The 26,148-nt window shown below is 61.2% G+C and carries 31 protein-coding genes; 16 read left to right on the forward strand and 15 right to left on the reverse strand.

What is annotated here, in order from left to right:
- Window position 1: 1 nt before the first annotated feature.
- Window positions 2–265 carry a glutaredoxin family protein gene (locus tag BMZ23_RS11675; RefSeq protein ID WP_425431692.1) on the reverse strand — a complete coding sequence of 88 codons (264 nt, stop codon included), beginning with the start codon at window positions 263–265 and terminating at the stop codon, window positions 2–4.
- Window positions 266–375: 110 nt separating this feature from the next.
- On the opposite strand from BMZ23_RS11675, the gene BMZ23_RS11680 reads away from it, so the two are divergent.
- Window positions 376–1,701, forward strand: coding sequence for a deoxyguanosinetriphosphate triphosphohydrolase (locus tag BMZ23_RS11680; RefSeq protein WP_093477371.1), 1,326 nt, complete (start codon window positions 376–378; stop codon window positions 1,699–1,701).
- A 3-nt stretch (window positions 1,702–1,704) separates the two neighbouring features.
- Here BMZ23_RS11680 and BMZ23_RS11685 read toward each other — a convergent pair whose 3' ends face one another.
- The 4 genes from BMZ23_RS11685 to BMZ23_RS11700 all read right to left on the reverse strand — a co-directional run bounded on the left by BMZ23_RS11685 (window position 1,705) and on the right by BMZ23_RS11700 (window position 5,247).
- On the reverse strand, window positions 1,705–2,547 hold the full coding sequence (locus BMZ23_RS11685) for a nitrate- and nitrite sensing domain-containing protein (RefSeq protein WP_093477373.1): 843 nt from the start codon (window positions 2,545–2,547) through the stop codon (window positions 1,705–1,707).
- Window positions 2,548–2,580: 33 nt separating this feature from the next.
- The gene (gene gloA, locus BMZ23_RS11690; protein ID WP_093477375.1) at window positions 2,581–2,961 is read right to left on the reverse strand and encodes a lactoylglutathione lyase; all 381 of its coding nucleotides are present in this window, start codon (window positions 2,959–2,961) and stop codon (window positions 2,581–2,583) included.
- A 104-nt stretch (window positions 2,962–3,065) separates the two neighbouring features.
- On the reverse strand, window positions 3,066–4,283 hold the full coding sequence (locus BMZ23_RS11695; RefSeq protein WP_093477378.1) for an argininosuccinate synthase: 1,218 nt from the start codon (window positions 4,281–4,283) through the stop codon (window positions 3,066–3,068).
- 97 nt (window positions 4,284–4,380) lie between these two features.
- Window positions 4,381–5,247, reverse strand: a complete 867-nt coding sequence (locus BMZ23_RS11700) for a flagellar protein MotY (protein ID WP_093477401.1) — start codon at window positions 5,245–5,247, stop codon at window positions 4,381–4,383.
- A gap of 209 nt (window positions 5,248–5,456) precedes the next feature.
- Between BMZ23_RS11700 and pyrC the strand changes: the two genes are divergently transcribed.
- The 11 genes from pyrC (at window position 5,457) to cobA (ending at window position 20,927) form a co-directional block, all read left to right on the forward strand.
- On the forward strand, window positions 5,457–6,491 hold the full coding sequence (gene pyrC, locus BMZ23_RS11705) for a dihydroorotase (RefSeq protein ID WP_093477422.1): 1,035 nt from the start codon (window positions 5,457–5,459) through the stop codon (window positions 6,489–6,491).
- A 99-nt stretch (window positions 6,492–6,590) separates the two neighbouring features.
- On the forward strand, window positions 6,591–7,196 hold the full coding sequence (gene rnt, locus BMZ23_RS11710; RefSeq protein WP_425431694.1) for a ribonuclease T: 606 nt from the start codon (window positions 6,591–6,593) through the stop codon (window positions 7,194–7,196).
- A 167-nt stretch (window positions 7,197–7,363) separates the two neighbouring features.
- Window positions 7,364–8,341 (forward strand): TAXI family TRAP transporter solute-binding subunit, encoded by a 978-nt coding sequence (locus BMZ23_RS11715; protein ID WP_093477434.1) that lies wholly within the window; start codon window positions 7,364–7,366, stop codon window positions 8,339–8,341.
- A gap of 76 nt (window positions 8,342–8,417) precedes the next feature.
- Window positions 8,418–11,009 (forward strand): TRAP transporter permease, encoded by a 2,592-nt coding sequence (locus BMZ23_RS11720; protein ID WP_093477449.1) that lies wholly within the window; start codon window positions 8,418–8,420, stop codon window positions 11,007–11,009.
- Between the two features lie 12 nt (window positions 11,010–11,021).
- Complete coding sequence (locus tag BMZ23_RS11725) at window positions 11,022–11,450, forward strand: universal stress protein (RefSeq protein ID WP_093477457.1); 429 nt, start codon at window positions 11,022–11,024, stop codon at window positions 11,448–11,450.
- Between the two features lie 127 nt (window positions 11,451–11,577).
- Complete coding sequence (locus tag BMZ23_RS11730) at window positions 11,578–12,789, forward strand: MFS transporter (RefSeq protein ID WP_093477460.1); 1,212 nt, start codon at window positions 11,578–11,580, stop codon at window positions 12,787–12,789.
- 2 nt (window positions 12,790–12,791) lie between these two features.
- Window positions 12,792–14,453, forward strand: coding sequence for a bifunctional protein-serine/threonine kinase/phosphatase (locus BMZ23_RS11735; protein ID WP_093477462.1), 1,662 nt, complete (start codon window positions 12,792–12,794; stop codon window positions 14,451–14,453).
- Window positions 14,454–14,653: 200 nt separating this feature from the next.
- Window positions 14,654–17,110, forward strand: a complete 2,457-nt coding sequence (gene nirB, locus BMZ23_RS11740) for a nitrite reductase large subunit NirB (protein WP_093477473.1) — start codon at window positions 14,654–14,656, stop codon at window positions 17,108–17,110.
- Window positions 17,107–17,433: a nitrite reductase small subunit NirD gene (nirD, locus tag BMZ23_RS11745; RefSeq protein ID WP_093477475.1), complete on the forward strand. Its 327-nt coding sequence runs from the start codon at window positions 17,107–17,109 to the stop codon at window positions 17,431–17,433. Before nirB ends, nirD begins: the two co-directional genes overlap by 4 nt.
- A gap of 27 nt (window positions 17,434–17,460) precedes the next feature.
- Window positions 17,461–20,184 carry a nitrate reductase gene (locus BMZ23_RS11750; RefSeq protein ID WP_093477478.1) on the forward strand — a complete coding sequence of 908 codons (2,724 nt, stop codon included), beginning with the start codon at window positions 17,461–17,463 and terminating at the stop codon, window positions 20,182–20,184.
- Complete coding sequence (gene cobA / locus BMZ23_RS11755) at window positions 20,181–20,927, forward strand: uroporphyrinogen-III C-methyltransferase (RefSeq protein ID WP_093477482.1); 747 nt, start codon at window positions 20,181–20,183, stop codon at window positions 20,925–20,927. The genes BMZ23_RS11750 and cobA overlap by 4 nt, the downstream gene beginning before the upstream one ends.
- A gap of 25 nt (window positions 20,928–20,952) precedes the next feature.
- On the opposite strand, the gene BMZ23_RS11760 is transcribed toward cobA, so the two are convergent.
- A complete protein-coding gene (locus tag BMZ23_RS11760; protein WP_093477483.1) occupies window positions 20,953–21,468 on the reverse strand; it encodes an NAD-dependent epimerase/dehydratase family protein in 516 nt (171 codons plus the stop codon).
- A gap of 39 nt (window positions 21,469–21,507) precedes the next feature.
- On the opposite strand from BMZ23_RS11760, the gene BMZ23_RS15295 reads away from it, so the two are divergent.
- A complete protein-coding gene (locus tag BMZ23_RS15295) occupies window positions 21,508–21,750 on the forward strand; it encodes a type II toxin-antitoxin system YoeB family toxin (RefSeq protein WP_093477484.1) in 243 nt (80 codons plus the stop codon).
- Between the two features lie 239 nt (window positions 21,751–21,989).
- On the opposite strand, the gene BMZ23_RS11770 is transcribed toward BMZ23_RS15295, so the two are convergent.
- The 6 genes from BMZ23_RS11770 to BMZ23_RS11795 all read right to left on the reverse strand — a co-directional run bounded on the left by BMZ23_RS11770 (window position 21,990) and on the right by BMZ23_RS11795 (window position 23,955).
- A complete protein-coding gene (locus tag BMZ23_RS11770; RefSeq protein ID WP_093477485.1) occupies window positions 21,990–22,253 on the reverse strand; it encodes a Txe/YoeB family addiction module toxin in 264 nt (87 codons plus the stop codon).
- Window positions 22,250–22,492, reverse strand: a complete 243-nt coding sequence (locus tag BMZ23_RS11775; RefSeq protein ID WP_093477486.1) for a type II toxin-antitoxin system Phd/YefM family antitoxin — start codon at window positions 22,490–22,492, stop codon at window positions 22,250–22,252. The genes BMZ23_RS11770 and BMZ23_RS11775 overlap by 4 nt, the downstream gene beginning before the upstream one ends.
- Window positions 22,493–22,637: 145 nt before the next feature.
- Entirely contained in the window at window positions 22,638–22,952 is a 315-nt protein-coding gene (locus BMZ23_RS11780; protein WP_093477548.1) for a HigA family addiction module antitoxin, read from the reverse strand.
- Window positions 22,953–22,966: 14 nt separating this feature from the next.
- On the reverse strand, window positions 22,967–23,248 hold the full coding sequence (locus tag BMZ23_RS11785; protein WP_093477488.1) for a type II toxin-antitoxin system RelE/ParE family toxin: 282 nt from the start codon (window positions 23,246–23,248) through the stop codon (window positions 22,967–22,969).
- A gap of 126 nt (window positions 23,249–23,374) precedes the next feature.
- The gene (locus BMZ23_RS11790; RefSeq protein WP_093477493.1) at window positions 23,375–23,677 is read right to left on the reverse strand and encodes a type II toxin-antitoxin system RelE/ParE family toxin; all 303 of its coding nucleotides are present in this window, start codon (window positions 23,675–23,677) and stop codon (window positions 23,375–23,377) included.
- Window positions 23,674–23,955 (reverse strand): type II toxin-antitoxin system Phd/YefM family antitoxin, encoded by a 282-nt coding sequence (locus tag BMZ23_RS11795; RefSeq protein WP_093477549.1) that lies wholly within the window; start codon window positions 23,953–23,955, stop codon window positions 23,674–23,676. Before BMZ23_RS11795 ends, BMZ23_RS11790 begins: the two co-directional genes overlap by 4 nt.
- 187 nt (window positions 23,956–24,142) lie before the next feature.
- Between BMZ23_RS11795 and BMZ23_RS11800 the strand changes: the two genes are divergently transcribed.
- Both BMZ23_RS11800 and BMZ23_RS11805 read left to right on the forward strand, forming a co-directional pair.
- Window positions 24,143–24,415 (forward strand): type II toxin-antitoxin system Phd/YefM family antitoxin, encoded by a 273-nt coding sequence (locus tag BMZ23_RS11800; RefSeq protein ID WP_093477550.1) that lies wholly within the window; start codon window positions 24,143–24,145, stop codon window positions 24,413–24,415.
- Window positions 24,416–24,443: 28 nt separating this feature from the next.
- On the forward strand, window positions 24,444–24,668 hold the full coding sequence (locus tag BMZ23_RS11805; RefSeq protein WP_245748212.1) for a Txe/YoeB family addiction module toxin: 225 nt from the start codon (window positions 24,444–24,446) through the stop codon (window positions 24,666–24,668).
- A 66-nt stretch (window positions 24,669–24,734) separates the two neighbouring features.
- Here the strand turns inward: BMZ23_RS11805 and BMZ23_RS11810 are convergent, their stop codons facing one another.
- The 3 genes from BMZ23_RS11810 to BMZ23_RS15385 form a co-directional block, all read right to left on the reverse strand.
- Window positions 24,735–25,034: a type II toxin-antitoxin system RelE/ParE family toxin gene (locus tag BMZ23_RS11810; RefSeq protein ID WP_093477498.1), complete on the reverse strand. Its 300-nt coding sequence runs from the start codon at window positions 25,032–25,034 to the stop codon at window positions 24,735–24,737.
- Window positions 25,035–25,304, reverse strand: coding sequence for a type II toxin-antitoxin system Phd/YefM family antitoxin (locus BMZ23_RS11815; protein WP_036514856.1), 270 nt, complete (start codon window positions 25,302–25,304; stop codon window positions 25,035–25,037).
- Between the two features lie 166 nt (window positions 25,305–25,470).
- Window positions 25,471–25,677 (reverse strand): KTSC domain-containing protein, encoded by a 207-nt coding sequence (locus BMZ23_RS15385; protein ID WP_093477503.1) that lies wholly within the window; start codon window positions 25,675–25,677, stop codon window positions 25,471–25,473.
- 150 nt (window positions 25,678–25,827) lie between these two features.
- Between BMZ23_RS15385 and BMZ23_RS11825 the strand changes: the two genes are divergently transcribed.
- The coding region (locus BMZ23_RS11825) for a transposase (RefSeq protein WP_143069593.1) at window positions 25,828–26,148 on the forward strand (321 nt) is incomplete at its 3' end.

Here is a 26,148-nt window from a genome sequence, read left to right on the forward strand (position 1 = left end):
CTCAGGCACCCTCCTGCAAACAATCCGCCAGCCAATCCATCAGCGCCGGCAGATCGAAGGGGAAATCCAGTTCGGCACCGGTATCCATGCGACGCAACACCGGGATGCGCAACTGGTAGCGCTCCAGCAGCTGCGCATCCTCACTGATATCCACTTCCTGCACCTGCAAGCCATCCGCCAGCAGGGGTTGCAGCACCTGCAGGGCGGCGTCGCACAGGTGGCAGGCCAGGGTGCCGTAGAGGGTCAACGGGGGCAGAGATGACATGCGCAGAGTACCTCGACAAAAGAGCACCATTGTACCCGCTTTGCCCGGGCGCAGCATTGTCAGTGCCGGGCAGCTGCCACATACTCGGCTCACTATCGAGGGAGAACTGCATGGATTGGGAAACACTGCTGTGCCGCGAGCGACTGGGCAAACCGGTCGCCAGCAGCGACGAACTGGGCCGTACGCCCTTTCACAAGGACCATGACCGGGTGATTTTCTCCGATGCATTCCGTCGCCTCGGCAAGAAAACCCAGGTCCACCCGGTATCCAGCAATGACCATATCCACACGCGCCTGACCCACAGCCTTGAGGTCAGCTGTGTCGGCCGCTCACTGGGCATGCGTGTCGCCGAGCTGCTGCGCGGCACCCTGCCGGCCTGGAGCGAGCCGGCCGACATGGGCGTTATCGTACAGGCCGCCTGTCTGGCCCACGATATCGGCAATCCGCCCTACGGCCACTCCGGCGAGGATGCCATCCGCCACTGGTTCCGCCAGGCCGCCGGACGCGGCCTGCTGGATCCACTCAGCGATGCCGAGCGCGACGATTTCCTGAACTTCGAGGGCAACGCCCAGGGCTTCCGGGTTCTGACCCAGCTGGAGTATCACCGCTTTGACGGCGGCATGCGCCTGACCTACGCCACCCTCGGCGCCTTCCTCAAGTACCCGTGGACCGCCCGGCATGCCGCCGCCGACGGTGGCAAGGCGCACAAGTTCGGCTGCTACCAGGCCGAAGCGCCATTGCTGGCGCAGATTGCCGACAAGCTGCAATTGCCGGCCCAGGGTCAGCAGCGCTGGGGCCGGCATCCGCTGGTGTATCTGGTCGAGGCGGCGGATGACATCTGCTACGGGCTGATCGATCTGGAAGACGGCCTGGAAATGGAGCTGCTGCGCTACGACGAAGTCGAACGCCTGCTGCTTGATCTGGTCGGCGACGACCTGCCGGAAACCTATCGCCAGCTGGGCCCGCAGGACTCGACCCGGCGCAAGCTGGCCATTCTGCGCGGCAAGGCCATCGAGCACCTGGTGAATGCTGCCGCCGCGGCCTTTATCCAGCAACAACCGGCACTGCTGGCCGGCACCCTGCAGGGTGATCTGGTCAGCCACATGCAGCCGACCGCCGCGGCCTGCGTAGAGCAGGCCAAGCAGCTGGCACGCCAGCGAATTTTCCAGGACAAGCGCAAGACCCTGCACGAGATCGGCGCCTACAGCACCCTCGAGGTGTTGCTGGATGCCTTCTGCGGGGCGGTTAACGGCCTGCATGCCGGTAAGCACCTGAGCTTCAAGCACCGGCGCATCCTTGACCTGCTGGCCAACAATGCACCCCAGGCCGACTGGAGCCTGTATGCCAGTTATTTGCGGGTGATAGATTTTATTGCCGGGATGACAGACCTGTATGCGGCCGACATGGCGCGGCAGATCCGGGGTATCAGCCAGTAACCCTCAGGGTTGCTGACGCAGGTGCTCGAGCAGAAGATCAACCAGCAGCATATGCGCGCCTATTGCCTCGGTGGCGCCCAGGTAATAGGCCGTTCCGCCCTCATCACGCTGCATCTGGCCGGATAACAGCCGTTCGATCGACTCCAGGTAGCGATCCAGCGCTTCTTCGGCAATCTGTACCTTGCCACTGAGCAAGCCGGCCAGTTGAGGGTCAGAATCCACTGCAGCCAGAGGCAGATAGGCCTGCTGGCTGATGGATTGATACAACTGCTGCAGACTCTCTCGAATAACCGTCTCTTTAACCCGCCTGGCGGCAAACGCCGTTCCCAAAGCACGCGCCTGCCCCATCAACTCGGTATTTTCCAGCATGTTCAGCCAGAGTCCGCTGGGCGGGGCAAGAAGGCGTCCCTGATCGACCAGATCGTAGCGTCTGGCCATTTCTGCGACATGGCGAATCAGCCGGGCAACCAGCTGGCAGTGTTGCTGCATCACCGCATCAGGCTGCCCTTCATCACAGGTCTCGCGCAGCGCCTCCCAGTCACCCAGCAGAATCAGCCAGTCATCCGGGGACACCAGGCCCCATGCCAGTCCGCTTGCCTCGTCGAACAAGCTGTGCAACTGCTGGCGCACAGCCCAGCGCCGGCTTTCAAGCCCGTGCTCGCCGCTGCCGATGCCATAGGTAAGCCCGCGATGCTGTTGCAGATGTTCGATCAACCGGCGCAGCAGGCGGATATGCTCGATAGCCATCCGCCGGCGCAAGACCCGTTCACGACGGCCACGATGCCAGAGCATCAGGGTAGTGATGAAGGTTACCGCCAGCACTATCAGCAACAGCGCCCAGAGCATTCTCCCTCCCCGCTGACCGGCAACGGTAAACCGTCAACTGCCGAGCAATTCGATGCGATAACCGTCAGGGTCCTCAACAAACGCCAGCATGCGCGTGCCGTGCTTCATCGGACCAGGCTCGCGCACCACCTTGCCACCGGAGGCGCGGATCTGTTCGCAGGCCAGCCGCACATCCTGCACCTCGATAGCGATATGGCCGTAGCCAGTACCCAGCTCGTAGTGCGCGGTATCCCAGTTGTGGGTCAGCTCCAGCACTGCCTGATCGGCTTCGTTGCCGTAACCGACAAAGGCCAGGGTAAAGCGGCCTTCGGGATAATCCTTGCGCCGCAGCAGGGTCATGCCCATGACTTCAGTGTAGAAGGCAATGGACTTTTCCAGATCACCGACCCGCAGCATGGTATGCAGAATACGCATAACGCCTCCTTCGGAGGGCTGAAAGCTGAAGGCCGGAAGGCAGCCTGTCATATTGCACAGGATGCCACCTTTCGGCCTCAGACCTTCAGCGGTTTTTACGGTGGTTACAGCAGCTTGCGTCCCTTGCCGGCAGCGATGCGCATGCGCAGGGCGTTCAGCTTGATGAAACCTGCCGCATCAGCCTGATCGTAGGCGCCGGCATCGTCCTCGAAGGTGGCGATGTTGGCGTCGAACAGCGAATCGTCGGACTTGCGGCCAACCACGATGACATTACCCTTGTACAGCTTCAGACGCACCACGCCGTTCACATTCAGCTGCGAGGCATCGATCATCTGCTGCAGCATGACCCGCTCCGGGCTCCACCAGAAGCCGTTGTAGATCAGCTCGGCGTACTTCGGCATCAGGCTGTCCTTCAGGTGCGCCACCTCGCGATCGAGAGTGATCGACTCGATGGCCCGGTGCGCCTTGAGCATGATGGTGCCGCCGGGGGTTTCGTAGCAGCCACGCGACTTCATGCCGACAAACCGGTTCTCGACGATGTCCAGACGGCCAATACCGTTCTCGCCGCCAACCTTGTTCAGCCAGGCCAGCACGGTGGCCGGACTCATCGGCTTGCCATCGATGGCGACGATATCGCCATTCTGGTAGCTCAGTTCGATATAGGTCGGGGTGTTGGGCGCGTCTTCCGGCGACTTGGTCCAGCGCCACATATCCTCTTCGTGCTCGGTCCAGGTATCCTCCAGCACGCCGCCCTCGTAGGAGATGTGCAGCAGGTTGGCGTCCATCGAATAGGGGGACTTCTTCTTGCCGTGACGCTCGATCGGGATGTTGTGCTTCTCGGCATAATCCATCAGCTTCTCGCGCGACAGCAGATCCCATTCACGCCAGGGCGCAATCACCTTCACACCCGGCTTCAGCGCATAGGCGCCCAGCTCGAAACGTACCTGGTCGTTGCCCTTGCCGGTAGCGCCATGGGAGATGGCGTCGGCGCCGGTTTCATTGGCAATTTCAATCAGGCGCTTGGCGATCAGCGGGCGGGCAATCGAGGTACCCAGCAGGTACTCGCCCTCATACACAGTGTTGGCACGGAACATCGGGAACACGAAATCGCGCACGAACTCTTCGCGCAGATCTTCGATATAGATTTCCTTGACGCCCAGTTGCTGGGCCTTGGCGCGCGCCGGCTCCAGCTCCTCGCCCTGCCCCAGGTCGGCGGTGAAGGTCACCACCTCGCACTGGTAGGTATCCTCCAGCCACTTGAGGATCACCGAGGTGTCCAGACCGCCGGAATAGGCCAGAACGACTTTCTTTACGTCAGACATTGCGCGCTCCCTAGGTAGATGACATCCGCCGCGCTCGTGGCGGCGGTCAAAGCGCACATTCTAACGCCCGGCACCGGCAATTCACAGGGCCGGGCGGTTACTCCCGATCAAGTCGCAAACCTACCCGGCGATTCTGCGCCCGTCCGTCCGCCGTGCGGTTGTTGGCGACCGGATAGCGTTCCCCGTGAAAACGGATGGTAAACAGGTCCTCGGGGACACCCCGCTCAACCAGATAACTCTGCACGGCCAGAGCGCGCTGGCGCGACAGTTCGCGGTTATCCAGCCGGTTGCCCTGATTGTCCGAATGCCCATCCAGCTGGATGCCCTTGATCTGATCATCGGCCTTGAAGTAGGCCAGCACCGCATCCAGCACAGTGCGCGCCTCGCCGGTTAACTGGCTGCCACCGCTGGCAAAGCTGATCACACTGTTGGAGACCTGATCGAAATTCATCGGCAGCAAACCGGCAAAGCAGCTACGAAAGCGCTCCCAGGCGTCGTTATAACCGACACTGGAAACCACTACGCGAACCGGCTCTTGCGCATTACCCCAACTGGACCGCTGCACGGTCGGCAGCAATCCGGCAGACAACCCGGCCAGCAGGCGGGCGGTCGGCTGCTCCGGCAACGTCATCACCAAAGAACCCTCTCGCACCTGCGCCTGACCGACCAGTTGCGCGTTGGTGCCCGGACGCCATAACGGGGCCTCATTCCAGACCTGTGCCTGCCCCGGGCTCATGGGGTTGTGCAGGGCATTCAGACGAAAGGTTGGGCGCTCACCGGCACGGCGTACAAATACCGCTTCGCCGTAACCTTCAATGGTCTGACTCAGACGACACTCGAACTGGTCACCCGTAACGTCCCAGCTGACGTTTTCCATACGCGTCTGAAAGGTGACCGCCTGTGCCGGCAGCACCAGCGACAGCCCAGTCAGCAGCAATCCGATCAGGAAGGGTTTTGCCCGCACTTGGAGTCCACCGTTTCGTCGTTGACCATCTGTTCTCCGCGACTGCAGGCCACGGAGCCGTCTCAGCCTGAATCGGCCAATCCGGATAAAACTTTAGGGCCTGCCTGCCCTGTATTAGCCATCTTCCACAAACCGCCGGCATGCCAGAGCGGCACTTCAGCGTCGTTTACGGTAGCATTGGCGCTATTGTCCCTGCCCGGAAGACTCCCATGACCGACCGTCTTGTTCTGACCCGTCCCGACGACTGGCACATTCACCTGCGCGATGCCGATCTGCTGCCGCATACCGTGGCCGACGCCAGCCGGGTGTTCGCCCGAGCCATTGTCATGCCCAATCTGGTGCCCCCGGTACGCGACGGCGCCCAGGCCGATGCCTACAAGGCACGAATACTGGCTGCCCGCCCCGCTGGCAACCGCTTTCAGCCGTTGATGGTGCTGTACCTCACCGACCAGACCACGCCCGAGATCATCCGCAGCGCCTGGCGTCAGGGTCAGGCGATTGCCGCCAAGCTGTATCCGGCCGGCGCCACCACCAACTCGCAATCCGGCGTCACCGCGCTGGACAACATCTTTCCGGCACTGGAGGCGATGGCCGAGGTCGGCATGCCGCTGCTGGTGCATGGCGAGGTGACACATGCCGAGGTGGATATCTTCGACCGCGAGAAGGCCTTTATCGACCAGCAACTGGTCCGGGTGGTCGAACGCTTCCCGACCCTGAAGGTAGTGTTCGAGCACATCACCACCGCCGATGCGGTGGATTTCGTGCGCAGTAGCGGCAAGCAGATCGGCGCCACCATCACCCCGCAGCACCTGATGTACAACCGCAACCACCTGTTGGTGGGTGGAGTGCGCCCGCACTTTTACTGCCTGCCGATTCTCAAGCGCAGCCGCCACCAGCAGGCCCTGCGCGATGCGGTGGTATCCGGCTCGACAAAGTTTTTCCTTGGCACCGACTCGGCGCCGCACGCCCGCCATGCCAAGGAAGCCGCTTGCGGCTGTGCCGGCTGCTACAGCGCGCACGCCGCCATCGAACTGTATGCCGAGGTGTTCGACGAGCTTGGCGTACTCGACAAACTGGAGGCCTTTGCCAGCTTCAACGGCCCGGATTTTTACGGCCTGCCGCGCAACACTGACCAGATCACCCTGCTGCGCGATGGCTGGCAGGTGCCGGATCACCTGCCGCTGGGCGAGCATGTGGTGGTACCCTTGCGCGCTGGAGAGACTATCCACTGGCGGGTTCAGTAGGCCAGCCATCTGATACAAGGATCGCCCGTGAGCGAATTTGACTACGACGACGATATTGACCAGCACGATGAGCCCCTGCACAAGGGCCATAAACCGCCGATGGCCTACCGTTTTCGCGGTTTTCTGCCAGTCGTGGTGGACGTCGAGACCGGCGGCTTCAATGCCGCCACCGACGCCCTGCTGGAAATTGCCGCCACCACCATCGCCATGGATGAGCAGGGCTTCGTCTATCCCGACCAGACCTGGTTCTTCCGGGTCGAACCGTTCGAGGGGGCCAATATCGAGCAGGCCGCACTGGACTTCACCGGCATCCGCCTGAACCACCCGTTGCGCATGGCGGTCAGCGAGCAGGAAGCCATCGGCGAGATTTTCAAGCATGTGCGCAAGGCAGTGAAGTCTGCCGGCTGCAAGCGCGCGGTACTGGTCGGGCACAATGCCTTTTTCGACCTGGGCTTCGTCAATGCGGCAGTCGAACGCACGCAGATCAAGCGCAACCCCTTCCACCCGTTCTCCTGCTTCGATACCGCGACCCTGGCCGGCCTGGCCTACGGTCAGACGGTACTGGCCAAGGCCTGCTCGGCCGCCGGTATCGAGTTTGATGGCCGCGAAGCGCATTCGGCGCGTTACGACACCGAAAAGACCGCCGAACTGTTCTGCGGCATCGTCAATCGCTGGCAGGAAATGGGCGGCTGGCCACCGGTCTGAGCATTGCAGGTTTGCCCTGAACGCCATCAGCGACTATTTTCTTTAGGTGTACCCATGCGTGCCGGACTTGTCCGGCACGGCTATTTCAGGCCGCGCGCGGCCCTGAACGATGCAATTCAGGCAGATTTACTGCCTTGAATCTGCCACCTGCAAGGAGTCCTTGAACAATGAAAGCAACCCCGCTTGCCCTGCTGTTTTCCGCCGCCCTTGGCGCTGCCTCGCTGATCGCCACCCCGGCCGTTGCCCAGCAGAGCTTTCTGACCATCGGCACCGGCGGCCAGACTGGCGTGTACTACGTGGTCGGCCAGTCGGTCTGCCGGCTGCTCAATCGCAACAGCAACGAGCACGGCATCCGCTGCAACGCGCCATCCAGTGGCGGCTCGGTGGCCAACGTCAACGGCATCCGCAGCGGCGACTTCAACATGGGCATCGTGCAATCGGATATCCAGTACAAGGCGTTCCAGGGCATCGAGAACTTCGAGGCCAACGGCGCCTACGGTGAGTTGCGCGCGCTATTCGCCCTGCATGGCGAGCCACTCACCGTGGTGGCCCGGCGTGATGCCAATATCCGCACCGTTGAAGACCTCAAGGGCAAACGGGTAAACATCGGCAACCCCGGCTCCGGCCAACGCGACACCATGGATGTGGTGATGAACGCGCTGGGCTGGAGTCGCGGCGACTTTGCCATGGCTTCCGAGCTGGGCGCCGCCGAACAGGCTTCAGCCCTCGGCGACAACAACATCGACGCCATGGTCTATGTGGTCGGCCATCCGAATGGCTCAATCCAGGAAGCCACTACCACAGTGGATTCGGTAGTGGTCTCGGTCAGCGGCCCGGCCATCGACCAGCTGATCGAAACCTATCCTTACTACACCAAGGCGGTGATCCCCGGTGGCATCTACCGCGGCAATGACCAGGACGTCGAGACCTTCGGCATGCGCGCCACCCTGGTGTCCTCCACCGCCACCAGCGAGGAGGCGGCCTACCAGACAGTGAAGGCGGTATTCGACAACTTCGAGCGCTTCAAGCGTCTGCACCCGGCCTTTGCCACACTGAAGGAAGAGCAGATGATCAGTGAAGGCTTGTCGATTCCGCTGCATGATGGCGCCCAGCGCTACTACCGGGAGCGTGGCTGGATAGAGTAATCCGGCCCGACAGACTCCCTCCCACACCGGCCTCGTCATGGGGCCGGTCTTCAGCGTCAGGCATCAAGGGGCCACAATGAGCAGCCCAGGGGACAGCCGTGACCCGCTCGACAGCGAACTGGAAGACCTGGTCGCCAGCAGCGACACCGGCGCCAGGCGGCCAGCCGGCTTTCCCGGCAAGCTGCTGGTAGGGATAGCCGCGCTCTGGTCACTGTTCCAGCTGTGGATAGCGTCACCCCTGCCGTTCATGCTCGGCTTTGGGGTATTTCACAGCAGCGAGGCACGCTCCATCCATCTGGCCTTCGCGGTGTTTCTCGGCTTTATGGCCTACCCGGCATTCCGTCGCTCGCCGCGTGATCGCATCCCGTTGGCCGACTGGCTGCTGGCCCTGGGTGGGGCCTTCTGCGCCGGCTACCTGTATCTGTTCTATGCCGAGCTGGCCCAGCGACCGGGCACCCCGACCAGCCTTGACATAGCGGTGGCCATTGCCGGTCTGCTGCTGTTGCTGGAAGCCACCCGCCGCGCCCTTGGCCCACCGCTGATGCTGGTGGCACTGGTGTTTCTGGTGTACTCGCTGGCCGGCCCCTGGATGCCAGGCATTCTGGCGCACCGTGGCGTCAGCCTGAATGCCCTGACCAGCCACCAGTGGCTGACCACCCAGGGGGTGTTCGGCATCGCCCTCGGCGTCTCCACCAGTTTCGTGTTCCTGTTTGTGCTGTTCGGTTCGCTGCTGGACAAGGCCGGCGCCGGCAACTATTTCATCAAGGTCGCCTTTTCGCTGCTCGGACATTACCGGGGCGGCCCGGCCAAGGCCGCCGTGGTGGCCTCGGGGATGACCGGACTGATTTCCGGCTCGTCGATCGCCAACACAGTGACCACCGGCACCTTCACCATTCCGATGATGAAACGGGTCGGCTTTTCCGCCGAAAAGGCCGGCGCGGTCGAGGTGGCGTCCTCGGTGAATGGCCAGATCATGCCGCCGGTGATGGGCGCTGCAGCCTTCCTGATGGTCGAGTATGTCGGCATCAGCTATGTCGAGGTGATCAGGCACGCCTTTCTGCCAGCGCTGATTTCCTATATCGCGCTGATCTACATCGTTCATCTGGAGGCGCTCAAGGCCGGCATGCAGGGTCTGCAGAGCAGCAACCCGCCGCGTCCACTGCTGCGCAAACTGATCGGTTTCCTGACTGGCCTGATCCTGCTGATGGCGCTGTCGTTTGCCGTGTACTACGGGCTTGGCTGGCTCAAGCCACTGCTCGGCGCCAGCGCCGGATGGGTGGTTGGCGCTGCACTGCTGGTGGTCTATCTGGCGCTGCTGAAGATTGGCGCCAGCCAGCCGGAACTGGAACTGGATGACCCGGACTCGCCGGTGCTCAGTCTGCCGCAGACCCGACCCACCCTGCTCTCCGGTCTGCATTTCCTGTTGCCGGTGGTGGTGCTGGTCTGGTGCCTGATGGTCGAGCGGCTGTCGCCCGGCCTGTCGGCCTTCTGGGCCACCGTGCTGATGATGGTGATCATGCTTACCCAGCGGCCGATCAGCGCCCTGCTGCGCGGCCAGTCCGATATCCCGGCACAGCTGCTGCGTGGTCTGGACGACCTCTGGCAAGGGCTGGTGGCCGGCGCGCGCAACATGATAGGGATAGGCATTGCCACCGCCACCGCCGGCATCATTGTCGGCGCCGTATCGCAGACCGGCGTTGGCCTGGTGCTGGCCGATCTGGTGGAAATGCTGTCGATGGGCAACCTGCTGCTGATGCTGGTGCTGACCGCCGTACTCAGCCTGATTCTCGGCATGGGCCTGCCGACCACCGCCAACTACATTGTGGTATCGGCGCTGCTGGCACCGGTGATTGTCGCCCTTGGTCAGCAGAACGGCCTGATAGTGCCGCTGATTGCCGTGCACCTGTTCGTGTTCTATTTCGGCATCATGGCCGATGTCACCCCACCGGTTGGCCTGGCTTCCTTTGCCGCTGCTGCGGTCTCCGGCGGCGACCCTATCCGCACCGGCTTCCAGGCGTTCTACTACAGCCTGCGCACCGCCGCCCTGCCGTTCCTGTTTATCTTCAATACCGACCTGCTGCTGATCAATGTGGATTTCTGGCACGGCCTGCTGGTATTCGTGGTGGCCACCATCGCCATGCTGATCTTCGCCGCCGCCACCCAGGGCTGGCTGCTGCTACGCAGCCGCTGGTACGAAAGCCTGCTGTTGCTGCTGGTGGCCTTCACCCTGTTCCGCCCCGGCTTCTGGATGGACCGCCTGCATGATCCCTACCAGTCGATCCCGCCCACCCAGCTGGTCGAGGTGCTGGGGCAGGTCGAGCAGGACAGCTACCTGCGCATGCAGGTGGATGGCGAGGACGAGGTCGGCAACCCGCGCAGTTTCTTCCTGCTGGTGCCGGTCCCGGATGGCGCCGATGGCCCGCAGCGGCTGGACAATCTGGGGCTGGAGCTGATTGAGGATGGCGAGCGGATGCTGGTCGACATGGTCGCCTTCGGCAGCCTGGCCGCCGACCTGGGCTTCCAGTTTGACCAGCACATCGTTGCAGTGATGGCCCCGGTCGACCGCTGGGCCAAGGAATGGATGTGGATACCGGGCTTTGCCCTGCTGGCGCTGGTAGTTGGCCTGCAGGCAGTGCGCCGGCGCGCGCGCCGTCACGTCACCCGCTGAAGAGGAGTTGCCATGTACCAGCGCATCCTGCTGCCGATTGACCTGAACCACAAGGCATCGTGGAACAAGGCCCTGCCCGCCGCCCTGCAACTGTGCCAGGACCACGGCGCCTCGCTACACCTGCTGACGGTACTGCCGAACTTCGGCATGCCGCTGGTCGGCGGCTTCTTCCCCAAGGAGTTTGCCGAACGGGTAAAGAAAGAGATCAGCGAAGGTATGAAGACCTTTGTGCGCGACAACGTGCCAAAGGACATCAAGGTGCAGCGGATTGTCGCTGACGGCAAACCCTGGGAGGCGATCCTGCGCATTTCCAACAAGATCGATGCCGACCTGATCGTCATGGCCTCGCACAAACGCAAGAAAATCGAGGAATTTCTGATCGGCACCAACGCCATGCGCGTGGTGCAGCAGTCGAAACGTTCGGTGCTGATCGTGCGCTGAAAGCGCACTCCCGGCACGCCCCTTGCAAACGCCCTTGAGTCTGACCGGCTGCAGCCTTCCCGTTGGTGGCTGCAAAAATCCGGCAGTTCGACTGCTCGTTTATCGAAAACGCTCAAGGAACCCCGCCATGTCCTCCAGTTTCTGGAAAGCCGGGCACACGCCCACCCTGTTTGCCGCCTTTCTCTACTTTGATCTCAGCTTTATGGTTTGGTACGTGCTTGGCCCTCTTGCGGTGCAGATTGCCACCGATCTGGACCTGACTGCACAGGAACGGGGCATGATGGTCGCCACACCGATCCTCGCCGGTGCCATCCTGCGTCTGCTGATGGGCTTTGTTGCTGATCTGCTGTCCCCGAAAACCGCCGGCATTATTGGCCAGCTAATAGTTATTGTGACCCTGCTGCTGGCCTGGCAACTGGGCATCAACAGCTATCAGCACACCTTGCTGCTGGGCTTGGGGCTGGGCTTTGCCGGTGCTGCCTTTGCGGTGTCGCTGCCATTGGCCTCGCAATGGTATCCGCCGGAACACCAGGGCAAGGCGATGGGTATTGCCGGTGCCGGTAATTCAGGCACGGTACTGGCAGCACTGTTCGCGCCGGGACTGGCTTACCTGTTTGGCTGGCAAAATGTCTTCGGGCTGGCGCTGATACCCCTGGTCGCGACCCTGCTGATTTTCATCCTGCTGGCACGCAATGCACCACAGCGTGCCAAGCCAAAATCGCCACGTGACTATCTGACAGCCCTGAATGACCGTGACAGCTGGTGGTTCATGTTTTTTTACAGCATCACCTTCGGCGGTTTTATCGGACTGGCCAGCGCCCTTCCCGGCTACTTCAGCGACCAGTACGCCCTGGATCCGGTGATGGCCGGTTACTACACTGCCGCCTGCGTACTGGCCGGCAGCGTGATGCGCCCGCTGGGTGGTGCCTTGGCCGACCGTATTGGCGGCATCCGCTCGCTGCTATGGATGTACTGTATTGCTGCCCTGTGCATTGCCCTGGTCGGCTTCAACCTGCCCAGCCCGGTGCTGGCACTAACCCTGTTTGTTGCCGCCATGCTGGCGCTGGGCACCGGCAATGGGTCGGTATTCCAGTTGGTGCCGCAACGCTTTCGCCAGGAAATCGGAGTAATGACCGGCCTGATCGGTATGGCTGGCGGGATTGGCGGCTTTCTGCTGGCCGCCGGCCTTGGCACCATCAAGCAGCAGACCGGTGACTATCAGTTGGGGCTCTGGCTGTTTGCCCTGCTCGGCCTGCTCGCACTGTTCGGCCTTGGCAGCGTCAAACAGCGCTGGCGTACCACCTGGGGGTCGGCTGCCATGACCTCGGCGCGCGTCTGAACATGCCCCTGCAACTGACCATCGATGAAGCCAGCAGCACCGGCCGTCGACCTGATAACCAGGACGCCATACGGGTGGTTACTCCGGCGCCCTGGCTGGCGGCCAGCAAGGGGCATTTACTGGCGATTGCCGACGGCGTAAGCCAGTGTGCCGATGGTGGTCTGGCGGCACGCTCGACCCTGCAGGCGCTGGCGATGGATTACTACGCCACCCCGGAAACCTGGACACCACAACAGGCCATGGACCGCCTGCTGGCGGCACATAACCGCTGGCTGCGCAGCCAGGCCCACGGTCAATCACTGCTGACGACCCTCACAGCACTGGTGCTGCGCGGCCGGCACGTCTGGCTGACCCATATTGGCGACTGCCGGGCCTATCTGCTGCGCGAAGGGCAGTTGCAGCGACTCACCAGCGAGCACGTCTGGCAACAGGCAGGCATGCGTCATGTGCTGAAACGGGCACTGGGGCTGGATGAACAGCCGCTGGCCGATTATCAATGCCTGGAGCTGGCCACCAATGACCGCCTGCTGCTACTCAGCGACGGAGTCTGGGGCTGGCTGCCTGACAGCCGGATCAGACAGCTGCTAACCACACACCCAGTCAGTGGCTGCTGCCAGACACTGCTTGACGAAGCCCTGCAGGCCGGCAGTGACGATAATCTGAGTGCCTTGCTGGTGCAGGTCGAACAAGTACCGCAGACGCTGGCCGATGACGCCACCCTGCAGGCCGCGCAACTCCCGGTAGCACCGGCATTGCGCGAAGGACACGTGTTCGAAGGCTGGGGGGTTCTGCACCTAATGCACCAGTCCAGGCAGTCACTGATCTACCGGGTCAGCGATGCCGAGGGCGTGCGGTGGCTACTGAAGACATTGCCGCCAGCGCTGGCCGGCGACACCAGTGCCGCCCGGGCACTGCTGCTTGAAGAGTGGTTCATGCGCCGGGTTCAGGGGCCGACCGTGCCGGAACTGGCCACTCTTCCCGACCGCCAGCACCTGTACTTTGTTCAGCGCGAGTATGCCGGCTGCACACTGGCCGAGCGCATGGCCAGGCAAGGACTCTGGTCGCTTGCCGAATTCCGGCAACTGGCGCCGCCGCTGATTAGCGCCGTTGCGCATCTGCACCGCCGCAACCTGCTGCATCGAGACCTGAAACCGGAAAACCTGCATCTGGGAGAGGACGGCGTACTGCGCCTGCTGGACTTTGGTCTGGCCTTCTGTCCCGGTCTGTCGCCGGTTGATTCCGGCGGCCTGCCCGGCACCCCCGGCTACCATGCGCCTGAGCAATATAGCGGCGTCGAACCACAGCCACAGCAGGACATCCACGCCCTCGGCGTAACCCTGTACCGGCTGCTGGTCGGACACTTCCCGCATGGCGACATAGAGCCCTTCCAGCGCCCCCGCTTCGGCCTGCCCAAGCCCCCCGGGCGCTACCGACCGGATCTGCCTGACTGGTTGTCACGCTCCTTGCTGCGAGCCATCGACCCGAACCCCGAGCGCCGCTACCAGACCTGCGAAGAATGGCTGCTGGATCTGCAGCGTGCCGAGCATTCATCCATCGACACCCCTCGCCCGTTGATCGAGCGCGATCCTTTGACGCTCTGGCGCAGCATTGCAATGCTGGCACTGCTGCTCAACCTGCTACTGCTGGTTGCATTGCTCTACTGAGCCGCACCAACAGGGTGCGGGCATGCTGCAGACAGGTGCACACCTCCATCCAGCACTCGCGTAACCACCTGAAATACAAGACTATTTTTTTATGGCACGGTTTCTGCTACAGGCAAGACAACGCGCGTCGCGCAGCCCCGCACAGAGCAGTCAGCAACGGCTGACGCGCAGGTCAAACGCCCAAGACGATGGAGCCCAGGATGCAAAAACTCAAACTGGTAATGGTAGGTAACGGCATGGCCGGGGTACGCACCCTGGAAGAGCTGCTCAAGCTGGCACCGGACATGTACGACATCACGGTATTCGGCGCCGAGCCGCATCCCAACTACAACCGCATCCTGCTGTCGCCGGTACTGGCCGGCGAGCAGGCCTTCGAGGAAATCATCCTCAACCCGCTGTCCTGGTACGAGGAAAACCACATCACCCTGCATACCGGTCGCAAGGTGGTGAAGGTAGACCGCCGTGCCCGCAAGGTGATTGCCGATGACGGCACCGAGGCCGAGTATGATCGCCTGCTGCTGGCCACCGGCTCCAACCCGTTCATCCTGCCGATTCCCGGCAAGGACCTGGACGGGGTGATCGGTTACCGCGACATCGCCGACACCGAAACCATGATGGAAACCGCCAAAACCCACAAGCATGCGGTAGTCATCGGCGGCGGCCTGCTCGGCCTGGAGGCTGCCAACGGCCTCAAGCTGCGCGGCATGGACGTGACCGTGGTGCATATCGGCGAGTGGCTGCTGGAACGCCAGCTCGACCGCACCGCCGGCCAGCTGCTGCAGCAATCCCTGGAGGAGCGTGGCCTGAAGTTCCTGCTGCCGCAGTTCACCAGCGAACTGCTGGACAATGGCGATGGCCGCGTGTGCGCGGTGAAATTCAATGACGGCAACGTGATCCCCGCCGATCTGGTGGTAATGGCCGCCGGCATCCGCCCGAATACCGAACTGGCAGAGAGCGCCGGTCTGGCCTGCAACCGCGGCATCCTGGTCAACGACACCCTGCAGACCTTCGACCCGCGCATCTATGCGGTTGGCGAGTGCGTCAACCACCGTGGCACTGCCTACGGCCTGGTGGCTCCGCTGTTTGAACAGGCCAAGGTCTGTGCCAATCACCTGGCGATGCTCGGCTATGGCCGCTACCTCGGCTCGGTCACCTCGACCAAGCTCAAGGTCACCGGCATCGACCTGTTCTCCGCCGGCGAGTTTATGGGCGATGACGGCAGCGAGCTGATCACCCTGTCCGACCCGATCGGCGGCGTCTACAAGAAACTGGTGATCAAGGATGACGTGCTGGTCGGCGCCTGCCTGTATGGCGACACCGCCGATGGCGGCTGGTATTTCCGCATGGTCAAGGAACGCCAGAATGTGCGCGAAATCCGTGATCACCTGATGTTTGGTGAAAACAGCATTGGCGATGTCGGCCACCAGGGCCAGAGCAAGACCGCCAACATGCCCGACAGCATGGAAGTCTGTGGCTGCAACGGCGTGTGCAAGGGCACCATCGTCAAGGCCATCCAGGAACAGGGACTGTTCAGCGTCGACGACATCAAGAAGCACACCAAGGCCGGCAGCTCCTGCGGCTCCTGCGTGGGACTGGTCGAACAGATCCTGATCAATACCGTGGGCGGCGCCGCCGACGTCAAGCCAAAGAGCGAAAAGCCCGTGTGTGGCTGCACCGACCTGAATCACGGCCAGGTGCGCAAGGCAATTCGCGAACACCATCTGACCAGCATCCCGCAGGCCATGGCCTTTATGGACTGGCGCACGCCGAATGGCTGTGCCACCTGCCGCCCGGCACTCAACTACTACCTGATCTCCACCTGGCCCGGTGAGGCCAGGGATGATCCGCAGTCGCGTTTCATCAACGAGCGCGCCCACGCCAACATCCAGAAGGACGGCACCTACTCGGTAATCCCGCGCATGTGGGGCGGCATTACCAACGCCGCCGAGCTGCGCCGCATTGCCGATGTCGCCGACAAGTACCAGGTGCCGATGGTCAAGGTCACCGGCGGTCAGCGCATCGACCTGCTGGGCATCAAAAAGGAAGACCTGCCGAGCGTCTGGAAGGATCTGGACATGCCCTCCGGACATGCCTACGGCAAATCCATCCGCACTGTGAAAACCTGCGTCGGCAGCGAGTTCTGCCGCTTTGGCACGCAGAACTCGACGCAGATGGGCATCGACCTGGAACACGCGCTGTTCAACATGTGGTCACCGCACAAGGTCAAGCTGGCGGTTTCCGGCTGCCCGCGCAACTGCGCCGAAGCGGGTATCAAGGATGTCGGCATCATCGGTGTGGACTCCGGCTGGGAGCTGTACATCGGCGGCAATGGGGGCATCAAGACCGAGGCCGGTGAATTCTTCGTCAAGGTGCAGACCGCTGAAGAGGTGATGGAGTACAGCCTGGCCTTCCTGCAGCTGTACCGCGAGGAAGCCTTCTACCTGGAACGCACCGTGCACTACATGCAGCGGGTCGGCATGGAGCACATCAAGGCCGCCGTACTGGCCGATGCGGCACAGCGCAAGGCCCTGCACGAGCGCCTGCTGTACGCCCTGTCGTTCGAACAGGACCCGTGGAAAGAGCGCATCGAGAAAGCAGAACTGAAACAGGAATTCCGCCGCATTGCGGTCAAGCAGATTGAGGAGGCAAGCGTATGAACTGGCTGGATGTCTGTGCCCTGGAAGATATTCCGCAACTGGGTTCGCGGGTGATCGACAGCCCGCTGGGTGACATAGCGCTGTTTCGCAGTGCCGATGACGGGGTGTTTGCCCTGCAGGATCGCTGCCCGCACAAGGGCGGGCCGCTGTCCCAGGGCATAGTTCACGGCCGGCAGGTGACCTGCCCGCTGCACAACTGGCAGATCCAGCTGGAAAGTGGCGAGGCAGTGGCACCGGATGTCGGCTGCGCCCACCGCTACCCGACCCGGGTGGAGAACGGTCGGGTGCAGCTGGTACTGGAACGCATCCGCAAAACCGCCTGACCGATACACCTGCCCGGGGAGCCGGCCATGACCCAAACCACTGCCTCCACCTGCTGTTACTGCGGCGTCGGTTGCGGCGTGCTGATCGAGCATGACCAGCAGCGCATTCTCGGCGTCAGCGGTGACCCGCAGCACCCGGCCAACCTTGGCCGGCTGTGCAGCAAGGGCGCCAGCCTGCACCAGAGCAGCGACCCGGCGGCGCGCCTGCTGCATCCGCAACTGCGCCTGGGCAAGGGCCTGGCGCGCAGCCGCATCGACTGGGACAGCGCCCTCGACCACGCCGCCGAGGTGATAGGTCGCAGCATTGCCGAGCACGGCCCTGACAGCGTGGCCTTCTACGTCTCCGGCCAGTTGCTGACCGAGGACTACTACGTATTCAACAAGCTGGCACGGGCACTGGTAGGCACCCACAACATCGACAGCAACTCGCGGCTGTGCATGTCCAGCGCGGTGGTCGGCTACAAGCGCAGCCTGGGTGCCGACGCTCCGCCGTGCAGCTACGAGGACATCGAACAGAGCGACTGCGTACTGATTGCCGGCAGCAACATGGCGAATGCCCATCCGGTGCTGTTTGGCCGTCTGCGCGAGGCCAAATCCAGCCGCCCTGAGATGCGCGTGATCGTGATTGATCCACGGCGCAGCGAAACCTGCGAACTGGCCGACCTGCACCTGGCACTGCAACCGGGCACCGATGTCGCGCTGTTCCACGGCATCCTGCACATACTGCTGTGGGAAGGCTGGATCGACCGTGAGTTTATCGAGCAACACACAGAGGGCTTTGACGCCCTCAAGGCACTGGTGCGCGACTACACCCCGACCATGGTCAGCGAGTTGTGCGGAATTCACCAGGACGACCTGCAACAGGCCGCACGGCTGATCGGCAGCGCCCCGCGCCTGCTCTCGCTGTGGTGCATGGGGCTCAACCAGTCGACCGCCGGCAGCGCCAAGAACAATGCCCTGATCAACCTGCACCTGGCCACCGGACAGATCGGCAAACCCGGCAGCGGCCCGTTCTCCCTGACCGGCCAGCCCAACGCCATGGGTGGCCGCGAAACCGGCACCCTGGCCAACCTGCTGCCCGGCCACCGCGACGCCGGCAACCTCCAGCACCTGCACGAAGTAGCTGACTACTGGGGTATCCCGGCACTGCCGGAGCGCCCGGGACTCAGCGCCATAGAACTGTTTGAGGCGGTGCGCAACGGGCGTATCAAGGCCCTGTGGATCGCCTGCAGCAACCCGGCGCAGTCACTGCCGGACCAGCAGCTGGTGCAACAGGCGCTGGCCATTTGCCCCTTTGTGGTGGTGCAGGAAGCCTTCGCCACCAGCGAAACCTGCCAGTTTGCCGACCTGCTGCTGCCCGCCGCCAGCTGGGGCGAGAAGGACGGCATGGTGACCAATTCCGAGCGCCGTATCAGCCATGTGCGCGCTGCCATCGCGCCCCCCGGCGAAGCCCGCCCGGACTGGCGGATTGCCGGCGACCTGGCGCAACGCCTGGAAAAGCAGTTGCGCCCCGGCCAGCGCAGCCTGTTTGCCTTCGACAACCCGGCGCAGATCTACGACGAATACAAGGGCCTTACCGCCGGCCGCGACCTCGACTGCAGCGGCATCAGCCATGCACTGATCGACCGCCTCGGCCCGCAGCAATGGCCATTCCCGGCGGGTGCCGAAGCAGGCAAACCTAGGCTGTACACGGATGCACAGTTCCCCAGTGCCGATGGCCGTGCCCGCTTTGTGGCCGAACACTACCAGCCACCACGGGAAAAGCGCGAAGCACGCTATCCGCTGCTGCTGAATACCGGACGCCTGCGCGACCAGTGGCACGGCATGACCCGCACCGGCACCGTCGCCCGGCTGTTCGGCAGCGTTGACCGCGCGCAGCTGCACCTGAATCCGGCGGACATGACCAGCCGCCGCCTGCGTGAAGGCCAACTGATGCGGGTCAGCAGCCGTCGCGGCAATCTGGTCCTGCCACTGCACGGCGACCCCGCCGTGGCCTCCGGGCAGGCATTCCTGCCGATGCACTGGGGCGACCGTTTTCTCAAGGGCCTCGGTATCAATGTGCTGACCCAGCCAGCCTTTGACCCGCTGTCAAAACAGCCGGAACTCAAGCAGAGTGCCATTCGCCTGGACCCGGTTGACTTGCCCTGGTCGTGCTTTCTGCTGGTCGAGGGCGATGTGCAGCAGCGCTTCAGCGCCCTGCGCCCGCTGTTCGACTCCCTCGACTACGCCGCCTTTGCCCTAAGTGGCAACGAACGCCCGGCACTGGTGGTCCGCGCCGCGCATGCCAGCGCCGCAGACAGCGACTGGCTGGAGCAGATCGACCGGCTGCTGGGGGTTGACCAGGGCCCGGTACTCGCCTATGACGATCCGCGACGAGCTATCGGCAAACGGGTCCGCATCGAGCAGCAGCGCATCCAGGCCATTCGTCTGAGCGGCGAAACCCTGGCCGCCGACTGGCTGCTGGCCGCCTGGCAGAGCGGCGAGGCCGATAGCGAACTGCGCCGCTGGTTCCTCGCGCCCTTCTCCAGCCCACCCGGTGGCGCCCGCACAGAGCCAGATCGCACCCTGTGCAGCTGCATGGACGTGCGCCAGAGCGCCATTCACGCCGGCCTGCAGCGCGGCCTTGACCTGCCCGGCCTGCAACGCGAACTGCGCTGTGGCAACGGCTGCGGTTCCTGCCTGGCGGAAATCCGCCAGCTGGTAGACAGACATCAGCAGGCGGCACAGGCCGCCACCCAGGAGGCACCATGAATACCCAGGTATGGCTGCTCGGCGCCGGCCCCGGCGACCCCGAACTGATCACCCTGAAAGCCGCACGCCTGCTGGCGCAGGCCGAAGTGGTCCTGCTGGATGATCTGGTCAACCCGCAATTGCTCGAACACTGCCCGCAGGCGCGCATCATCCGCGTCGGCAAGCGCGGCGGCTGCCGCTCTACCCCGCAGGCGTTCATCAACCGGCTGATGCTGCGTTACGCCCGCCAGGGCAAGCGACTGGTGCGCCTGAAGGGCGGCGACCCGTGCATCTTCGGCCGTGCCGGTGAAGAGGCCGCGTGGCTGATCGAGCGCAGCGTCGGCTGCGAAATAGTCAACGGCATCACCGCCGGGCTGGCCGGCGCCACCCAGTGCGGTATTCCGCTGACCCTGCGCGACATCAGCCGTGGCGTGACCCTGGTCACCGCGCATACCCGTGACGACAGCTCGCTGAACTGGCAGGCACTGGCCCAGGGCGGCACCACCCTGGTGGTCTATATGGGCGTGGCACGCCTTGCGGAAATCCAGCAGGGACTGCTGCAAGGTGGCATGCCGGCAGCCACCCCGGTGGCGATGATCGAGCGCGCCAGCCTGCCGCAGCAGCGTCAGCACAGCTGCCGGCTGGATCAGCTATGCACGGCAGCCAGCGCCTTCAACCTGCAAAGCCCGGCGGTGCTGGTGATTGGCGAGGTGGTGGCGGCCATGCACGGGCAGTTACCGGCGATCGACAGCCTGAGTGCCTGACAAAAATCTGCTCGGGATGATCCCTTCAGGCACAGGAAGGGGGAGTTCTGAGCCAGTATTCAGCCGTTCGCCTGATTACATCCTGCATGTCAGGCCAGGGCAAATTCTGGCTCCGCACAAAGCCCTCAAGAACGCTCGTATCAAAACGTGCAGTCTGGATGAAATGAAGTGATTCCGGCGCTGTCCGCATCAACTGGGGCATACCCGGTACCCGAGCCAGCCGACCAGCCACCAGGTTATCAATCAGGCCGCGCAGAGACTGACCTGCTGCCAGCTCCCCGCTCAGGCTGTGGCCGGCGACGGTGCCCGACTGTACTTCCACATAATCCAACCCATCCCGCGCCGCCAGTGATCCTACTTTAAGCGCCCCTTCCAGCTTACTGGCTTCGTAAGCTCCCGCACGCCGGTACACCCTGGTCCGCAGCTGCTCCAGCGCTGCTGGTCGGCGCATCAGAACGACCACCTCATGCTGCTCACGTGTCAGCGCCGTAAGCACATACCCCCCCACAAAACCGGTCGCGCCGGTCACAAATACTCTCATGGCATCGCCCCTCTCTCGATAATGTGATCACCATGAGAGATGCTAAACTGTAGAGATAACTCTATAGTCAAGAGGCCAACTGTAGTGGCCTTATGCAGACCTCTCAAAGACCTGCTCGGGTCTGATGATCAGTCACCGGGATTGGGTAAGCCCGAGCCACTTAAGCACAACCTTAATGGCCACTGGTCAAAACGGATTTCACAGAAAGATCGACTTATATATCGATTCGACGAGAAGTCCGTTTACATATTCGCCATCGGCGGTCACTACGATCAGCCCTAACGAGGCTGTAGAAAAACCCATTTCCCGGGCACATCCACAGCCATTGACAGTAGTTAATCACCAGCAGGCTGTGCTGACGTGAAACGTAGGGCTTGAAGCGAGCCATGCAACACTCCTTGTTGGTCTGCTGCCATCCTAGCAGGGGGGAGTTTTTCTACAGCCTCAACGTAGAGCTTTGAGGCAATTTTGTAACCGCAAAGCGGTGGAGAAACTGTCCGGCAACAGCGCCTGGTTATGCATCATTCATAGTGGCTCCAGAGACGGATGACTTTTACCAATTTCTCGTCTTCGAGTACCTGGTACACCAGACGGTGCTGGATATTGATGCGGCGTGAATACGCACCCGCAAGATCACCAATCAGCTTCTCAAACGGGGGTGGCTTGCGGTACGGATCTTCTGCAATGAGTGCTAACAACTCTTGGGCTTTTTGCTTGAGGCCGCTGGAGGCCAGCTTCTTTGCATCCTTCTGGGCTTGTTTGGTGTAAACCAACATCCATGTCACCAGTTAAGCTCCTCATCGCACTCATCCACGGGAGTATCCATACCCTCACGAATAGACTCTCGCATACCCGGTACGGAGAGTAGGTAAAGCGTTTCCTGAATAGCGGACCAGTCATCCTCGGAGATCAGAACAGCCTTGTTTCGCTTGCCCATGATGACGATTGGTTGATGGGACTCAGCAGTCTCGTCAATCAATCGGTAAAGGTTACTGCGCGCCTCAGTGGCGGTGATTCCGGCCATGACGAACCTCTTGCGTATTTAGCTTTTAACCAAGTGTACGCCTTCAGGAACGTACGTCAAGACGGACGTTTTCGCGTAACGCCTGCCGTCACCGGTGATAAAGCCGGAGCGAAGCGGAGGTTTTAGCATCCGGTGCACGGCTTGGTTATGCAGCATGTAGCGGCTTGATTCGATCCACTTCTTCCTTGACTGACTGCGCCGCAGCCCAAAGATCAACAGACCGCTGTGCGTTGAGCCAGAATTCCGGCGAATTACCAAACAAACGCGCAAGCCGGAGCGCCATTTCAGGACTTACAGCACGGCGCTCGCGTAGTAACTCATTAACTGACTGACGAGAGACACCCAGAGATTCAGCCAACCCCGAAACGGTAAGGCCATAGTCCGGAAGAAAGTCTTCCCTCAGCATTTCGCCAGGATGAGTCGGTTTGCGCTGCATACCGGCAGTATTAAGAATAGCCATAGTCATCACCTCACTCAGTGGTAGTCACACACTTCGACTTCATATGCATCGCCATCTTCAAAACGAAAACAGATACGCCACTGATCATTGATTGAAATTGCGTGCTGCCCCTGCCTGTTTCCCGACAGTGGGTGAAGGCGGTTGCCGGGCGGCACTTTCAAATCCTCAAGCTGTAAGGCCAGGTCCACGTATTCAAGTTTTCTAGCGGCTCTCGGTGCAACATCCGCAGGAAATTTCTTTGACTTGCCCTTGGAGTAGAGTTCTTGGGTTCGTTTGTCAGCGAAGGATTTGATCATGAAACAAAGTGTATTGCGTCACGTGACGCTTGTCAACGAGGCGTGACAATGACTGCATAACGCCCGGCTCACGCGCCGGTTTCGAGCCACCGAGCGGCGGAAAATCGGTCGCCGTGCAGCCGATGGTTATGTTTCGTCATCACCGAGCTCGGACATCCGCAGCAATTGACGACTGCGACGCACAGTCAGGATATCTACCTGATCTTTGGCGCTGTAAATAACCCGATACGTTCCGAATATCAGCTCCCTGATGCGAGGCGACCCCACCTCGGGAACCATACGTCCACTTTTAGGGAAATCAGCTAGCCGCTCGACCGTGGAAAATAAATCATCGACCCGCTGTACCGCAGCATCCGGGTTGTCTTCTGAAATATACCGAGCAATATCCTCGACACGCTCGAGCGCAAGCGGGGACCAAACTATCCTCATAGGGCCAGACCGCTCAGAACCCGAGCCTTCGCGTCCTCATGCGCAATGCCATCCCCTGAGGCTATCTGCTCTTCCGCCTTATATACTTCTTCCAGTATCTCCAGACGTTGCTGCATCTTCTCGTACTCGTGAACATTCACCAGTACAGCAACTCCGCGCCCTCTCTGTGTCAGAACCATAGGACGACCGGTTTCATGGATCTGTTTTACAAACGTGGCTACGCCTGCCCGGAATTCAGACAGAGGGCGGATATCTTCATCGACACGAACTCTAGACATGGCAACCACCTATGTACTCTTTAATGTACATCAAAGAGTACGACATCTCATAAGGGCAGGCAAGATGCCAACACGCGCAGCTTTGTAGTAGTGGCGAAGCCGCAACGGAGAAGCTGTCGCCGTGCTTGGCCTTGTTAGGGCCTTTGCTATAAAATGGTACGGGATTTCCGTACAGAAGAGAACGACCATGGATACAGTCAGCGTAAACCAATTCAGGGACAACCTGAAAACCCTTGTAGAGCAAGCAGTTAGCAGGCATGAGCCCCTCAAGGTGACTCGACGAGCAGGTGAGGCATTTGTCGTATTGAGCGCCGAAGACTGGGAGCGCGAGCAGGAAACCCTTCACGTTCTTCAAAGCAAGAGCCTCATGCAGCAGATTGCCGACTCCCTTGAAACCCATGCCCAAGGACAAGGATACAAACCGACTGACGAGCAAATGAATGAGATCACTGGTATTTGAGGGCAATACCTGGGAAGCGTATGAGGCTATGCGTGAAAAGGACAAGCGTCTACACAAAGCCTTATGCAAACTTCTCAAAGACATGCTCCGGTCTGATGATCCGTCATCGGGATTGGGTAAGCCCGAGCCACTCAAGCACAACCTCACTAGCCTCTGGTCAAAACGGATTTCACAGAAAGATCGGCTTATATATCGATTCGACGAGAAGTCCATTTACATATTCGCCATCGGGGGGCACTACGACCAGCCCTAACGCTCGCCATCACCGGTGACAAAACCGCAGCGAAGCGGAGGGTTTGGCATCCGGTGCATGGCTTGGTTATGTTTCGTTTACTGGTAATTCGAGCTGCCTCTCACTACGCCAGACTCGTATGAGCACAACCTCTTTAGCCTGCCTGAGATAGACAACTCGAAACGGCGCATGAATCAATTCGCGAATATGATCCATATTGAATTCAGGAACAACTCGGCCAGCATCAGGGTGGACTCGAAGCATTTCACTGTGCTCCAGGATAGCAGCCACGAAATCATCACCGATGTGTGGCACATCCTGCTCTTTGTAATAGCCCTGAATAGCCTGTAAGTCCTCAAGAGCAGACTGTGAGATGCGTAATTCCATTTACTTTATACCCAACGATTTCCTAGCATCCTCCAACGATATGGTGTTGCCCTCGCGAACATCCAAAAGCCCCTGCGCCACCGCCTTTACAAACCGCATCTCCTCGGCAGCTCTCTCATAATCCTCGAGCCCCTGCACAACAGCCACACCACGGCCACGACTGGTAAGCAGGATCGGGCGATGCGTATCCTGCGCTCGACCAACCACCTTGCCAGGATTGATCTTCAGGTCTGATAGAGGAATGACATCCTCGGAAAATTTCACTTGCATAGTGATTACCTAGCCAACGATTCGATGCTATTAATAGCACCGGTTAACAGGTGCTGTCAAGAAACATAACGCCCGGCTTTGGGGCGGACTTGTAGCCGCGCAGCGGCGGAAAGGCCGTCCCAGCCCCGAAGGGGCGACAACAGCCGATTGTTAAACGCCCTTGCGCTCAACAATCGTAACGATTCTTTATGTGTTGATGGTAGTACTGGCCAATAGAGCGAGCCCTAACAAAATCGCGGAAGACTCTCTCTGGGACCCGACAAAAAGTGTAAACAGGGTCACTATCCTCAAAATCTATGTACATGCGCATGGTGCTGGCATCGTAGCCAATGCGCCGAATAGCAGTTGACCGAACATTAATCCACTCTGTCATATGACTTCCTATTTCCTTAGCCAGGGCAACATTTTTGATGGGCCATATATGTGACCATTATGGAAACGCTGCACAAATCAGCCCTCTGCCTGATTACGCAGCCCTGAGTATAATCACCAGACACTGCCACTGCCTCAGCCAAGCAATTAGATGAAGCAGATTACCTTCGCCCAAGCCGAGCATCAGAACAAGAAAAAGGTTACCCGCCGGGAACGCTTCCTGGCCGAGATGAATGTACTGCTGCCCTGGCAGCGCCTGCTGGATGCCCTGTCGCCCTCGTATTACCCAGACGCTGCCGGCAAGCGTGGCCGTCCACCGACTCCACTGGCACGCATGCTGCGAATCTACTTCTTGCAGCAGTGGTACGGCCTGGCTGATGAGGCCCTTGAGGATGCGATTTACGACAGTCAGGCGATGCGTGATTTCGTTGGTATCGATCTCTCCATCGAAAGCGTGCCGGATGCCACAACA

Origin of the sequence: Halopseudomonas yangmingensis, from assembly GCF_900114825.1 — a bacterium.
Taxonomy (GTDB): Bacteria; Pseudomonadota; Gammaproteobacteria; order Pseudomonadales; family Pseudomonadaceae; genus Halopseudomonas; species Halopseudomonas yangmingensis.

Coding starts and splice junctions, on each gene's coding strand:
- nirD (WP_093477475.1), top strand. CDS start 17,107: ATGAACTGGCTGGATGTCTGTGCCCTGGAAGATATTCCGCAACTGGGT.
- BMZ23_RS11785 (WP_093477488.1), bottom strand. CDS start 23,248: ATGATCAAATCCTTCGCTGACAAACGAACCCAAGAACTCTACTCCAAG.
- BMZ23_RS11730 (WP_093477460.1), top strand. CDS start 11,578: ATGTCCTCCAGTTTCTGGAAAGCCGGGCACACGCCCACCCTGTTTGCC.
- gloA (WP_093477375.1), bottom strand. CDS start 2,961: ATGCGTATTCTGCATACCATGCTGCGGGTCGGTGATCTGGAAAAGTCC.
- BMZ23_RS11720 (WP_093477449.1), top strand. CDS start 8,418: ATGAGCAGCCCAGGGGACAGCCGTGACCCGCTCGACAGCGAACTGGAA.
- BMZ23_RS11815 (WP_036514856.1), bottom strand. CDS start 25,304: ATGCAAGTGAAATTTTCCGAGGATGTCATTCCTCTATCAGACCTGAAG.
- BMZ23_RS11685 (WP_093477373.1), bottom strand. CDS start 2,547: ATGCTCTGGGCGCTGTTGCTGATAGTGCTGGCGGTAACCTTCATCACT.
- BMZ23_RS11800 (WP_093477550.1), top strand. CDS start 24,143: ATGGATACAGTCAGCGTAAACCAATTCAGGGACAACCTGAAAACCCTT.
- BMZ23_RS11675 (WP_425431692.1), bottom strand. CDS start 265: ATGTCATCTCTGCCCCCGTTGACCCTCTACGGCACCCTGGCCTGCCAC.
- BMZ23_RS11775 (WP_093477486.1), bottom strand. CDS start 22,492: ATGGCCGGAATCACCGCCACTGAGGCGCGCAGTAACCTTTACCGATTG.
- BMZ23_RS11780 (WP_093477548.1), bottom strand. CDS start 22,952: ATGGCTATTCTTAATACTGCCGGTATGCAGCGCAAACCGACTCATCCT.
- BMZ23_RS11810 (WP_093477498.1), bottom strand. CDS start 25,034: ATGGAATTACGCATCTCACAGTCTGCTCTTGAGGACTTACAGGCTATT.
- nirB (WP_093477473.1), top strand. CDS start 14,654: ATGCAAAAACTCAAACTGGTAATGGTAGGTAACGGCATGGCCGGGGTA.
- BMZ23_RS11750 (WP_093477478.1), top strand. CDS start 17,461: ATGACCCAAACCACTGCCTCCACCTGCTGTTACTGCGGCGTCGGTTGC.
- BMZ23_RS11795 (WP_093477549.1), bottom strand. CDS start 23,955: ATGTCTAGAGTTCGTGTCGATGAAGATATCCGCCCTCTGTCTGAATTC.
- BMZ23_RS11695 (WP_093477378.1), bottom strand. CDS start 4,283: ATGTCTGACGTAAAGAAAGTCGTTCTGGCCTATTCCGGCGGTCTGGAC.
- BMZ23_RS15295 (WP_093477484.1), top strand. CDS start 21,508: ATGCTAAACTGTAGAGATAACTCTATAGTCAAGAGGCCAACTGTAGTG.
- BMZ23_RS11680 (WP_093477371.1), top strand. CDS start 376: ATGGATTGGGAAACACTGCTGTGCCGCGAGCGACTGGGCAAACCGGTC.
- BMZ23_RS15385 (WP_093477503.1), bottom strand. CDS start 25,677: ATGACAGAGTGGATTAATGTTCGGTCAACTGCTATTCGGCGCATTGGC.
- cobA (WP_093477482.1), top strand. CDS start 20,181: ATGAATACCCAGGTATGGCTGCTCGGCGCCGGCCCCGGCGACCCCGAA.
- BMZ23_RS11715 (WP_093477434.1), top strand. CDS start 7,364: ATGAAAGCAACCCCGCTTGCCCTGCTGTTTTCCGCCGCCCTTGGCGCT.
- BMZ23_RS11735 (WP_093477462.1), top strand. CDS start 12,792: ATGCCCCTGCAACTGACCATCGATGAAGCCAGCAGCACCGGCCGTCGA.
- BMZ23_RS11790 (WP_093477493.1), bottom strand. CDS start 23,677: ATGAGGATAGTTTGGTCCCCGCTTGCGCTCGAGCGTGTCGAGGATATT.
- rnt (WP_425431694.1), top strand. CDS start 6,591: ATGGCCTACCGTTTTCGCGGTTTTCTGCCAGTCGTGGTGGACGTCGAG.
- BMZ23_RS11760 (WP_093477483.1), bottom strand. CDS start 21,468: ATGAGAGTATTTGTGACCGGCGCGACCGGTTTTGTGGGGGGGTATGTG.
- pyrC (WP_093477422.1), top strand. CDS start 5,457: ATGACCGACCGTCTTGTTCTGACCCGTCCCGACGACTGGCACATTCAC.
- BMZ23_RS11725 (WP_093477457.1), top strand. CDS start 11,022: ATGTACCAGCGCATCCTGCTGCCGATTGACCTGAACCACAAGGCATCG.
- BMZ23_RS11805 (WP_245748212.1), top strand. CDS start 24,444: ATGCGTGAAAAGGACAAGCGTCTACACAAAGCCTTATGCAAACTTCTC.